Source organism: Saccharopolyspora erythraea (assembly GCF_018141105.1).
Classification (GTDB): Bacteria; Actinomycetota; Actinomycetes; order Mycobacteriales; family Pseudonocardiaceae; genus Saccharopolyspora_D; species Saccharopolyspora_D erythraea_A.
In genome coordinates this window covers 6,249,632-6,261,717 of the sequence record NZ_CP054839.1, presented here as the reverse complement: position 1 = coordinate 6,261,717, position 12,086 = coordinate 6,249,632, and the positions used below count along the sequence as shown (strand labels likewise).

The following is a 12,086-nucleotide window of genomic DNA, read 5'->3' as shown; positions in this document are numbered from 1 at the left end:
GGAGAATTGTGTAGGCGAGTTCCGTGTCGTAGCGCTTTGTGTGGCGGTGAACTGCACCGCTTGGGCCTGCGGTTTCTCGGTTTCTGCTGGTTGCGCGCTTGTTCGGCCACCGCTGGGGGGCAAGGGTCGTAAGTTCGAATCCCGCCGTCCCGACGGTCACAGCAGCCCGCTGACTAGCGCGTAAGCGCAGGTCAGCGGGCTGTTTTGCGTTCCGGGGTGAATCTTTTGTTGATCGTCCATTGTGGTGGGTGATCTGGTTTTTGGGAGGATTTTGGGAGTCGTGATGTTGTGTCGGGGCAGGAGGGGGTCGCGTCCCGGCGGACTCACGTTGACCGGGTACGAGATCCATCTACTTTGTGGTTTGTGGATCACGATTTCGCCGTTATCGCAGGTCGTATCGGGTGTCGCTGGCTCGGGCAGGGTTGGTTGCTCTCGGGTGGGGGTGCGGTTGTGCGGCCCCGTTGCCAGCTCTTGTGTTGGTGGCTCTTGCCCGCTGGTCAAGGGGTCGAGGTGGGGGGTGCTGGTGGCTGGACGCGCGGAGTCTTCAAGCGTGTAGTGGGGTCAATGGGATGAGAGTGTTCGGTGGTGTTGTTGAACTCTTTGTCGGGGTGGGCGTTGGTGTGCTGGAGTCCGGTGAGTTCGCCCCAGCGGGCGCCCGTATAGGCGGCCGTGACGATCAGGGTGGCGGCGGTGTCGCCGCCGAGGATGCGAGCGTGCGTCGCGACGGCGTTGACTTGGTCAGGTGTAGCCCAGGCTGGTTCAGCTCGGCGGTAGCGGGTTCGGCGTCCGCGGTGCCGCCGGGGTAGCAGGGGATTGGTGGGGACGAGGTGGTCGGTGGCGTCGTCGAGCATCATCGACAGGATCTTGAGGATGGTGCTCGCTGTGGAGGGCGCGTAGCCGCCGCAGTGGAGCTGTTTGCTCCAGATCCGGGCGGAGATCGCGGAGATGTCGGCGAGAGGGGTTGTGCCCCACCTGGGAAGGATGTGGTTGCGGGCGAGGCTGCGGTACTGGGCTACTGTCGCCGGAGGTGTTGGACGCGCTCGTGCGCGACGCCCAATCCAAGGGTGGTTCGCTGGGCGTTCAGGAACTGCTCAACCAGATGACCAAAGCAGTGCTGGAACGGGCTCTGGACACCGAGATGACCCACCACCTCGGCTACGCAAAAGGCGACCCCGCCGGGACGGGAACCGGCAATTCCCGCAACGGACGATCAACGAAAACCGTGTCCACTGTGCACGGACCCGTCGAGCTGGACGTTCCGCGGGACCGGAACGGGGAGTTCGAGCCGGCGATCGTGCCGAAACGTTCCAACTCTGTGTAGTGGGCGAGGCTGGCCAGGATCTCGTCAGCGGTCCAGACGAAGGGTCGCGGGTCCTCGCGCCATGCGGCGATCCAGCTGTGGACGTCGTCGAGGGGTTTGACGCTGCGGTGGCAAGAGCGGCGGAGTTTGCGGTTTGTCAGTTCGGCGAAGCAGCGTTCCACAAGACCGATGCCCTGCTTTTCGTTGCGTGTAGATGGAATTCCGGTTCAGCCTCGTCTGCGGGTGGCGAGGTGGGCGAGTGCGGTGAGTTCGGTGGTGCGTGCTGCTGGTTGGGCAATGTGCAGGCAGCGTAGGGCTTGGTTCAATTGGTCATCGGCCTGGGCCTGGGTTGCCGCGCGTCCGCCGGCGGAGTCGATGAGGTCGGCGGCGTTGGCCAGGTCGGTAGACGAGAGTGCTTGTCGGCTGTGATACCACTCGGCGAGCTTGTGGCCGGCTGGCGTGTCGGAGGCGAGCGCGGCGACCACGGGCAGGGTCTTCTTGCGGCCCTGAAGATCGGAGTAAGCGGATTTGCCGGTGACGCTCGGATCTCCCCAAATTCCGAGGAGGTCATCGACGTACTGGAACGCCAGTCCGAGGTGTTCGCCGAAGGACTGCAGGTGGTTGGCCTGTTCGGTGGTGCCGCCGCCGAAGGTGGCGCCGAGGCTGCACGCGCACCCGAGCAGAGCCGCGGTCTTGGCGTGGGCCATGTGATGGTACTGGTGCAGGTCGACGTCGTCGCGTTGTTCGAAGGCCATGTCGATGATCTGGCCGCGGATGAGGTCCTGCACCGCCTTGTTGAGTTGTCGTATTCCTGGGATGGCGGACGGGTGCCCGCTGTCGGCGAGCACGTCGGAGGCCAGGTTGAGCAGCGCGTCGCCAACGAGGATGGCCGCGCTGACGCCGAAGACCCTCCAGGCGGTGGGGCGGTGACGACGGGTGGTGTCGTTGTCCATCACGTCGTCGTGCAGCAGGGAGAAGTTGTGCACCAGCTCCACCGCGACCGCGGCGGGTAGGGCTGCGGTCGCGGTGGAGCCGACGGCTTCGGCGGCCAGGAGGACCAAGGCGGGGCGCAGTGCTTTGCCCCCGCTGGTCTCGGTGGGATTGCCGTGTTCGTCCCACCAGCCGAAGTGGTAGCCGCTGACATGCCGCAGGTCTTCGGGCAGGGTATCGACTGCGGAGCGCAGGGCTGGGTCGACGATTCCGCGGCTCCAGGCCAGCGCCTGGTGCGCGGTGTGTTCGTCGGGTGTCACTCCGGTGGTGGTCATGGTGGCAACTCCTGGTTTCAGCGTCCGATTTCGACGTTTTCGAGGACGCCGAGCGCGTCGGGGGTGAGTACGGCAGCGGAGTGGTAGGCGCTGACGAGGTAGGACGTCACGGCCTTGTCGTTGATGCCCATGAAACGCACGTTCAGGCTTGCTTCGTACTCGTCGGGGATGCCGGTCTGGTGCAGGCCGACGACACCTTGGTTCTCCTCGCCGGTGCGCAGGACCAGGATGGAGCTGGTGCCCGTGTCAGTGATCGGGATTTTGTTGCAGGGCAGGAGTGGAACGCCGCGCCAGGCGGGCACCCGGGTGCCGTGGACGTCCACCGTCTCCGGGTACAGGCCCAGGCGGGAGCATTCGCGGCCGAAGGCGGCGATGGTTCGCGGGTGGGCCAGGAAGAACTCCGACTTGCGGCGGCGCGACAGCAGTTCGTCGAGATCGCCCGGCGTGGGCGGGCCGCTGTGGGTCTGGATGCGCTGACGCAGATCCGCGTTGTGCAGCAGCCCGAAATCGCGGTTGTTGATCAGCTCGTTCTCTTGCTCTTCGCGAAGTTCCTCGATCGTGAGGCGCAGCTGCTGCTCGAGCTGGTCCATAGGCCGGTTGTAGAGGTCGGCTACCCGGGTGTGCACGCGAAGGACGGTCTGGGCGACGCTGAGTTCGTATTCGCGAGGTGCGAGCTCGTAGTCGACGAAGGTGCCGGGCAGGTCGACTTCGCCGTCGTGGCCGGAAGCGAGGTCGATGGCAGCCTCGCCGTGCTTGTTCTGTGCGCGCTGCGGGCTGTTGCGCACCCGCTCGAGGTGCCCGCGCAGCACCTCGGACTGCTGAACGAGGCTTTCGATGGCCTGCCTGGACAGTGCCAGGACGATGCACGGGGTGGTTGCCTTGGCGGTGACCGGCCAGGTCGTCTGTTCGCCGGTGAGGACCCGGTCCCCGAGGAAGTGGCCGTCGGCCAGTACGTCGAGTGTGGACTGGCCGCCGAATTCGCCGTCGGTGAGCGTGCTGATTTTACCGTGGGCGAGAAGGATCAGTTCCTCGGCGGGTTGACCGGCGGTGGCAAGGACGTCGCCGGGCGCGTGCTCGCGTTGGGTGAACCGCTCCGCCAGTGCGGCCAAGACCCCCTCGTCATCCAGATCGCGCAGCGTCGGCAGTTCGCGCAGTTCCGGAGGTACCACCCGCACGCTCTGGCCGGTGTTGGTGAACGTCAGACGCCCGTCGCCGAGGGCGTAGGTCAACCGGCGGTTCACCCGGTAGGCGCCACCCGCGGTTTGCACCCACGGCAGCATTCGCAGTAGCCACCGCGGGGAGATGCTCTGCATCTGCGGTGGCGTCTTGGTCGTGGTGGCCAGGTTTCGTGCCGCAGCAGTTCCCAGGCTCAGCTGGGACTGCCCGTTGTGCTCAGGCGGGAGCTCAGGGCCGGACATGGGAAGACTCTCCATCACGTTGTGTCAAAGCAAGATTCAGGTTCCGTTCACCACGGACCGGGCGCGGAGTGTCCGGTACCGCGTGACGACGCGATCCGGGCGGCGGAGGTGCCCAACCCGCTGGGACCGGAGAGCAGTCGTCGCACTGCTTGCCGATCACCGTCAGCGGCGGAGCGGTGTCCGACGTTCGGCGTGCGATTCCGCTGGAGTTCTGCCTCGGTGTAGCGCACGCACCTGCGATGCCATTCCAGGATCCCCGACATCCACTCCTTGAGTTCGTCGGCGTGGCGGGTCAGGCCCCGGCGGGCGGGCTCGGTGAGGGCGTACTGATCGAACAGCACCGGCAGCTCGTCGGCGATGATGTGCTCGAACTGCCGCATCCTCGCCGCCATCAGGTCGGCGACGATGTCACGGGCCTTGAGGCGATCCACTGCCAGGAAGTTCTCCACCACCAGCACGATGTTGTGGATCTCGCCCTCGAACTCGATCTCCTTCTGGTAGGAGAACAGGTCATTGGTGAAACAGGCGTAGTCCTGCGCCGCGCTCTCCAACTCGCGGATGACCGTCGTCCGGTAGATCTCCGCCGGCACGACATCCGACTGCGCGAGACGGGACAGGCTCATCGTCATGTCGGACCCGAACGTCTTGCGACGCATCTCGATGTAGTCGACCGGGTCCGGAATCCGATGCTGAGCCTGGTTGGCCAACTCCCACAGCCAGCTGGAGGTCATGTCCTCCACCGCGGTGCGGAACTGCTGGCGCGCGGACATCGTCATCGGCCCTGCGGTGCGCCGCCACAGGTCCGCCAGGCCCCGCTCGATCGGGTTCGTCGGCTCCGGGACGGCCCCGGCGTCCAGTGGCATGAACGCCGAGAGCCTGTCGTTGCAGAGCTTCGCCCCCGCGAGATTGCGGGTGGCGCCGAACACGAGGGGGAAGTAGTCGTCGCCGTAGGTTCCCCAGGCCAGCCAGTCCGACGACAGGTTGAGCTGGTCGGGGCTGGCATCGGCGTGGATCATCGCGGCGCAGTGCGCGAAGTCGAAGCCGATGAAGCGCCGCTGGTCCCACACGCCGCCCTGTTCCACGCCGGGCACCGAGTCGAACATGCCCATCTCCCGCGCCCAGCCGACCGCGTACCGCCGCGCGGCATCCAGGTGCGGGCTGACCCGGATCGGGAACGGCATGTACAACTCCGGCAGCGGCAGATGTCCCACCGGTTGCATCGGCGCGTGGGCGTGCCGCTGGGACCTGTGCCGCAATCCAGGCGTTGCTCGGGACAGCAGCAGCGTGCTCGCGGAGGTGCCCAGTCCGGTCGGACCGCCGAGCACGCTCGCCGGTTTGGTGACGGCGCCGTCGTTCATGTAGCGGGACGAACGCAGGTGCCATTCGTGACCGCCGGCCTGCCAATCCTGCAGCCCCTTGATGTAGGTGAGCACACTCGCGCGAGCCACGGGGTCCAGGCCGTTCTCGTCGCACAGGGGCGGTACCTCGGTCAGAGCGGTGTCCTCGAACTGCTGCAACCGAGACGTCAGCAGATCATTGGTGAGGTCGGCGGCCTGCTGCGGGGTGGAGTCGAAGAACCTCTCCATGACCAGCACCCCGTTGTTGACCTCGCCCTCCTCCTCGGTCTCCCGCTGGTAGGAGAAGATGTCGTTGCGCAGGTGCACCCCGTCGGCGAAGGTGTCCTTGAGCACCCGCATCGGCCTGGCCGCGGCGACCGCAGGCGGGATCTCGACCCCGTTGGCGACCTCGACGAGGTCGGCCGACCACGGTGCGCCGCCGACCTTGCGGCGCATCTCGACGTAGTCGATCGGATTGGGCACCCGGTCCTGGGTGATGTTGGTCAGTTCCCACACGCAGTCCTCGAGGAGGTTCTGCGTGCTTTCCGCGAACCGGGCCAGCCAGTCCGCGGACATCCCCGAGGCCGTGCGCGCCCACAGATCCGCCAGCCCCCACTCGACCGGATTGGTCGCACGCGGCGCGGTGTTGGTGGGCTGCGCCGGCATGAACGCCCGGAGACCGGAAAGGTACTCCCGGGCCCCGGCCAGATCTCCGGTGCGCTTGTAGTGCTCGAGGAAGTGGTCGTCGAAGTAGAACACCCACACGTACCAGTCGGTGACCAGATCCAGCTCTCGTGACGGTGCGTCCGGATGGGTGTAGGCGCACAGCAAGGCGTAGTCGTGGGAGTCGAATTCCTTTTCACTCCAGGTGAAATGGCTGCCCTCGTCCGATTCGGGCGCCAGCATGCCCATTTCGCAGGACCACGCCTTGGTGTTCTTCCGCGCCGACTCCAGGTGGGGATTCAGCCGCGCCGGCCAGGGCAGGTAGAACTCCGGCAGCTCGAACGGTTGCATGCGCCGCGCTCAGCCTTCCCGCCCGAGCTCGACGTGCTCGAGCACACCCAGCGCGTCCGGCACCAGCACCGCCGCCGAATAGTACGTGCTGACCAGGTAGGAAATGAGGGCCTTCTCGTTGATTCCCATGAACCGCACCGACAGACCCGGCTCGTACTCGTCGGGCAGACCCGTCTGGTGCAGTCCGACCACGCCCTGGTTCTGCTCGCCGGTGCGCATCAGCAGGATCGAGCTGGTGCGGGTCTTGCTCACGGGGATCTTGTTGCAAGGGAAGATCGGAACGCCGCGCCAGGCCGGGACGTGGTGCCCACCGACGTCGACGCTCTGCGGGTAGAGGCCCCGGCGGCTGCACTCCCGTCCGAACGCGGCGATCGCACGGGGGTGGGCGAGGAAGAAACCCGGGTCCTTCCACACCGTGGCCAACAGCTCGTCCATGTCGTCCGGGGTCGGAGCGCCGGTGCGTGTGTGGATACGCTGACGCAGATCCGCGTTGTGCAGCAACCCGAAATCACGGTTGTTGATCATCTCGTGCTCTTGGCGCTCGCGCAGCTCCTCGATGGTCAACCGCAGCTGCTGCTCGACCTGATCCATCGGCTGGTTGTAGAGATCGGCGACCCGGGTGTGCACCCGCAGCACCGTCTGGGCGACGCTGAGCTCGTACTCGCGCGGGTTGATGTCGTAATCGACGAACGTTCCCGGCAAATCCGGTTCCCCGTCATGCCCCGAAGCGACCGCGATCGCGGCCTCCCCATCCGGGTTGTGCTCCTTCTGCGGGCGATTCCGTGCCTGCTCGAGGTGGGTCCGCAGCGCCTCGGACCGCTCGCTCAGCTCCTGCACGGCCTGCCGCGGCAGCGCCAGCACCGTGCACGGTGTCACCGTCTTGGCCGTGAACTCCCACGTGCCCTGCCCATCGGCCAGCACCTGCCCGCCGATGTAGGCGCCGTCCGCGAGCACGTCCAGGACCGTCTGGTCCCCGTACTCGCCGACCCCCAGCTGGTTCACCTTGCCGTGCGCGATCAGCACCACCTCGTCGGCCTGTCGGCCGGACTCGGCGATCACCTCACCCGCCCCGTACTCACGTTGCACGAAGCGCGAGGCCAAGGCCTCCAGTACGTCCGTGTCCTCGAAACCCCGCAACAGCGGCAATTCGCACAGTTCCCCGGGAATGACGCGCACCTGGGCTCCCTCGTTGGTGAAGGTCACCCGCCCGTCACCGACCTGGTAGGTCAACCGGCGGTTCACTCGGTACGCGCCACCGGACGCCTGCACCCACGGCAGCAGCCGCAACAACCAGCGCGAGGTGATCGACTGCATCTGCGGCGGCGTCTTCGTCGTCGTCGCCAGATTCCGCGCCGCCGCAGTACCCAAGCTCAACTGCGACTGTCCACTGTCAATGCCCTGGGCCACAGGCTCAATACCCGTCACCACACACCACCAATCCATGACACGAGACCACGCCAACCATCCGCGAAGCACGAACCGGTCGACTACCCCAGCCGCTGCTGTTCGACTCAGCGGCAACCCGCCGTGCCTGCGGACATGATGCGAAGTCGATCAAGCAACAGGGTGACGGTCAATCGGCCGATTGAATGACTGCAATTGCGACGGAGGGCACGGACAGTAGTGCCCGCAGGAATTTTCGCATCGTTCCGCCGCAGCCATGCCCTGTGGGCAATCCCATGATCCGCGCCCTTGACAACTTTCAGCTGCATCCGCTCATTGCAGACGCCGTCCGCGGACGTCCACTGTGCGGGCGATTTCCCTCGAATTCACCGACTGGGCTGCGGTGCGCCGCATCTACGCCGAAGGCATCGCCACCGGTCACGCCACGTTCGAAATCGAGGTGCTGGCGCGCAAGCCCGAGTTCAACCGGTCGTCGCAACACCGGGCGTCTTCCAGTCGGGTGTCTTGCGTGGACGGCCATTGAGTGCGGCGGCGACGGCGTCGAGTTCGTCAGGCATCCATCGGGCCAGGTCGGTGCCCTTGGGGAAATATTGGCGCAGCAGGCCATTTGTGTTCTCGTTGGTGCCGCGCTGCCAGGGACTGTGCGGGTCGGCGAAGTAGACCTCGACCCCGGTGTCGATGTGTAGCTGCACGTGCTGGGCCACTTCTTTTCCACGGTCCCAGGTCAGGGATCGGCGCGACTGTTGGGGCAGCGTGGTGATCGTGGACGCGATGGCATTCCGGACGGCCTCGGCGCCATGGCCGGCCAGGGCGGGGCCGTTGTGCACCCTGGGCTCGGTCCCGTAGCCCTGCATGCGCGCGGCAGGTGCAGCAGCATCACCTAGCGGGTGGACCGCTCGACGAGCGTGCCGATCGCGGACTTGTCCAGACCGATAATCAAATCTCCCTCTTAATGCTCGGGACGGCGCGATCGGCGGCTTCTGCGGGCCGCCCGATCGATCGTCACCTCTGGCCTCATCATGCCATCCTGGGTGCGGCGGGCGCGGGCGCGCGGCACCCGCAGTGCGCGGCCGGTGCGCAGGCAGGTAACCAACTCCCGTGTCAGGGCGCCGCGGCTTTGAACGTAGAGCGCCTGGTAAATCGCTTCGTGGCTGATCCGCATGGACTCATCATCGGGGAAATCGACCGTAAGCCGGTGCGAGATCTGCTCCGGACTCCACGCCATGGCCCACCGGCGGTCTTGGCGGTGGGGCTTGTTCCTTTCCTTCCACGGCGCCGTAGCCGGCCCGGGAACCGGGATCCCGTCCGGACGGCGGATCTGCCCCGACAACCGCTCCTGCACATAACCAGTTGAATCCGCCCTGGGCGTTGGAGTGGCGATACCAGCGGCGTCATGTTCAGGGCTGGGCGCATTGTCGCCGCTCACGCGAGGTCGCATCGTCTTTCCGGTGCTGCGTAGGACAAAGCGTGGGCGCGTATTGACAGCAGTCCCGCCATCGCTCATCGTCTGTACGTACAGCGTACACATGTTCGTCAGTCGCACGAATTCCGGGAGGCGATGATGCCGATGCGCTCGCTGTTGTACAGCGCTTTCACGTCGAAGCTGTACGTGACCGTCCTCGTCGCGATCGCACTCGGCGCGGCTCTCGGACTGATCGCTCCGGAGATCGGTGCGTCGCTCGAGCCGGTCGGCACCGGTTTCATCTCGTTGATCCAGATGCTCATCGCCCCGGTGGTGTTCTGCACGATCGTCACCGGTATCGCCTCGGCCGGGGGGTTGACGGCTGTGGGGCGTGTCGGTTGAAAGCTCTGGTCTACTTCGAGGTCGTCACGACGATCGCGCTCATCGCCGGTTTGGTCGTGATGGACGTGTTCGAGCCAGGTAGGGGACTGAACGCGGATCCGAACGCGTCCCAGCTCTCGGGTTCGGCGGAGAAGTACCTGCAGACCAGCGAGAGCCAGAACTGGTATGGCTTCCTGGTTCAGATCATTCCGCGCAGCGTCGTCGGTGCGTTCGCCGAGGGCAATGTGCTGCAGGTCCTGCTTGTCGCGATCTTGTTCGCCCTCGCGATCAAGGCGCTCGGCAGCCGTGGCAAGCTGCTGGTCCGGGGTATCGTCCGTGTCGGCGAAGCGGTGTTCGGTGTGGTCGAACTCGTCATGTATCTGGCGCCGCTGGGGCCTTCGGCGCGATGGCTTACACCACGGGCAAGTTCGGGCTTGGGACGCTGTCCAATTTGGGCAGCGTGATCGTGCTGTTCTGGGCAACCGGGATCGTGTTCAGCCTGCTGGTGTTCGGCTTGATCGCTCGGCTGTGCGGGCTGCGGATTCTCAAGCTGTACCGGTACTTCAAAGACGAGCTGCTGATCACGCTGGGCACCTCCAACTACGAGGTCGTGATGCCGCAGCTCATGCGCAAGCTGGAGAACCTCGGCTCGCCCAAGCGGATCGTCGGCCTCGTCGTTCCCCCCGGCTATGTGTTCAACGGTGACGGAGTGTGCCTCTACCTCGGCTTCGCGTCTCTGTACATCGCGCAGGCGTTCAACGTCGACCTGTCGTTGTGGCAGCAGATCGGGTTGCTGGCCGTGTTCATGGTCACCTCGAAGGGCAGCGCCGGAGTAGCGGGTGCGGCTTCGTCATCCTCGCGGCGACCCTGTCGACCACGGGCACGGCCCCTGTTGTCGGGATCATGCTGGTCCTGGGCATCGACCGGTTCCTGTCGACCATGCGAGGTCTGGTCAGCCTGTCCGGACAGATCATGGGCAGCCTCGTCGTCGCACGCTGGGAACGCGCTCTCGATCTCGAACGTGCTCGCGCCGTCCTCAACGGCGAACCCGTTGCGCCCCTGCCTGACCGCGACGGTTCCGCCGAATCATTCCCAGCGCCTACGGCCGACGCGGTCGCCAACACTGCGGGCCCGTCCTGACCCGCCCGCGGCGCTCCCCTCATATGCATCCTCGGCACGAAAGGATCACGACACTGATGGCACGCCTGGAATACCAGAGCGTTGACAGCGAAATCGCTGATCGGATCCGTGAGCGGCGCGGCGGGCAGCTCACACCACTGGACCAGATGCTGCTGCACAGTCCCCCGATCGCCGACGGATGGAACAGTTTGCTGGGAGCGATCCGCACCCGTGCCAGCCTGCCCGCCGACATCCGGGAACTCGCGGTCCTGCGCGTCGCTGCTCTCAACGGTGCCGACTACGAGTGGAACGCGCACGAACCGGTCGCGCACCGGGCCGGGCTCACCCCCGAGCAGACCGAAGCACTCCGCGTCGGCGCCGTCGACCCGGCGGCCATGCTCACGGCGCCGCAGCGCGCCGCGCTCGCCTACATCGATGCGATGACTCGGGCCATCGAGGTGCCGGACCCGATCTTCGACGCACTGCGCGCACACTTCGACGACCAGCACATCGTCGAGCTCACCGCGACCATCGGCACCTACAACCTGGTCTCCCGCTTCCTGGTCGCCCTGCACGTCGGTCGCCCGGACGAGCCGACCGAACCCGACACCCTCGACGAGAACGGAGCACTGGCATGAGCGGTCGACTGGCAGGCAAGGTCGCGATCGTCACCGGTGCGGGCAGCGCCGGTCCGGGGTGGGGCAACGGACGTGCAACGGCGGTCATCTTCGCCCGCGAGGGCGCACGGGTGCTGGTCGTGGACCGCGAGGCCGGACCACTGGAATCGACCCTGGGGGTGATCGCCGAGGAGGGCGGCACCGCGGTGGCGCACACGTGCGATGTCACCGACTCCGCAGCGGTCGCGGGCATGGTCGAGGAGGCCCGCACCGCGTTCGGGAGGGTCGACGTGCTGGTCAACAACGTCGGCGGCTCACGGCACGGTGGACCGGTGGAACTCGACGAGCAGACCTGGCAGGCGCAGCTGGACACCAACCTCTCCAGCGCCTACCTCGGCTGCAAACATGTCATCCCCGTCATGAAGGAGCATGGCGGCGGTGCGATCGTGAACATCGCATCGGCCTCCGGGCTGCGTTGGACCGGCTCGGCACAGGTGGGATACGCGTCGGCGAAAGCAGGCGTCATCCAGCTGTCCAAAGTGGTCGCTGTGCAGCACGCTCCCGACCAGATCCGGGTCAACACAGTGGTGCCGGGGCAGCTGCACACCCCCATGGTCGAAGCTCGTCTCGCCGGACAACGCGCCGGCGGTGACGTGGATGCGCTGCTCGCCCAACGCCAGGCCCGCATCCCGCTCGGGTTCATGGGAGACGGTCGCGACACCGCACACGCCGCGCTTTTCCTCGCTTCCGACGAAGCGCGATTCGTCACCGGCACCGAGATCGTCGTCGACGGCGGCATGACCGCCCGCTGCGACTGAGCGAGCAGGAG

At 66.2% G+C, this 12,086-nt stretch carries 7 protein-coding genes and 3 pseudogenes; 4 read left to right on the top strand and 6 right to left on the bottom strand.

Going from position 1 to position 12,086, the window contains the following annotated elements; all coding sequences use genetic code 11:
* Positions 1 to 497: 497 nt before the first annotated feature.
* Positions 498 to 854, bottom strand: coding sequence for a hypothetical protein (locus HUO13_RS27965; protein ID WP_211897983.1), 357 nt, complete (start codon positions 852 to 854; stop codon positions 498 to 500).
* 188 nt (positions 855 to 1,042) lie between these two features.
* On the opposite strand from HUO13_RS27965, the pseudogene HUO13_RS27960 reads away from it, so the two are divergent.
* Positions 1,043 to 1,309, top strand: a pseudogene (locus tag HUO13_RS27960) (transposase); the annotation flags it as partial.
* Positions 1,310 to 1,527: 218 nt separating this feature from the next.
* On the opposite strand, the gene HUO13_RS27955 reads toward HUO13_RS27960, so the two are convergent.
* The 5 genes and pseudogenes from HUO13_RS27955 to HUO13_RS37780 form a co-directional block, all read right to left on the bottom strand.
* The gene (locus HUO13_RS27955) at positions 1,528 to 2,565 is read right to left on the bottom strand and encodes a family 2 encapsulin nanocompartment cargo protein polyprenyl transferase (RefSeq protein WP_211897982.1); all 1,038 of its coding nucleotides are present in this window, start codon (positions 2,563 to 2,565) and stop codon (positions 1,528 to 1,530) included.
* A gap of 17 nt (positions 2,566 to 2,582) precedes the next feature.
* On the bottom strand, positions 2,583 to 3,983 hold the full coding sequence (locus HUO13_RS27950; protein ID WP_211897981.1) for a family 2B encapsulin nanocompartment shell protein: 1,401 nt from the start codon (positions 3,981 to 3,983) through the stop codon (positions 2,583 to 2,585).
* 47 nt (positions 3,984 to 4,030) lie between these two features.
* Positions 4,031 to 6,334 (bottom strand): family 2 encapsulin nanocompartment cargo protein terpene cyclase, encoded by a 2,304-nt coding sequence (locus tag HUO13_RS27945; RefSeq protein ID WP_211897980.1) that lies wholly within the window; start codon positions 6,332 to 6,334, stop codon positions 4,031 to 4,033.
* Between the two features lie 9 nt (positions 6,335 to 6,343).
* Positions 6,344 to 7,777 (bottom strand): family 2B encapsulin nanocompartment shell protein, encoded by a 1,434-nt coding sequence (locus tag HUO13_RS27940; protein ID WP_211903209.1) that lies wholly within the window; start codon positions 7,775 to 7,777, stop codon positions 6,344 to 6,346.
* 422 nt (positions 7,778 to 8,199) lie between these two features.
* Positions 8,200 to 9,083, bottom strand: a pseudogene (locus HUO13_RS37780) (IS30 family transposase); the annotation flags it as partial.
* Positions 9,084 to 9,296: 213 nt separating this feature from the next.
* On the opposite strand from HUO13_RS37780, the pseudogene HUO13_RS38425 reads away from it, so the two are divergent.
* The 3 genes and pseudogenes from HUO13_RS38425 to HUO13_RS27915 all read left to right on the top strand — a co-directional run bounded on the left by HUO13_RS38425 (position 9,297) and on the right by HUO13_RS27915 (position 12,075).
* Positions 9,297 to 10,746, top strand: a pseudogene (locus HUO13_RS38425) (cation:dicarboxylate symporter family transporter).
* Entirely contained in the window at positions 10,718 to 11,278 is a 561-nt protein-coding gene (locus HUO13_RS27920) for a carboxymuconolactone decarboxylase family protein (RefSeq protein WP_211897977.1), read from the top strand. Before HUO13_RS38425 ends, HUO13_RS27920 begins: the two are co-directional and overlap by 29 nt.
* Positions 11,275 to 12,075 (top strand): SDR family NAD(P)-dependent oxidoreductase, encoded by an 801-nt coding sequence (locus HUO13_RS27915; RefSeq protein WP_211897976.1) that lies wholly within the window; start codon positions 11,275 to 11,277, stop codon positions 12,073 to 12,075. Before HUO13_RS27920 ends, HUO13_RS27915 begins: the two co-directional genes overlap by 4 nt.
* Positions 12,076 to 12,086 lie beyond the last annotated feature (11 nt).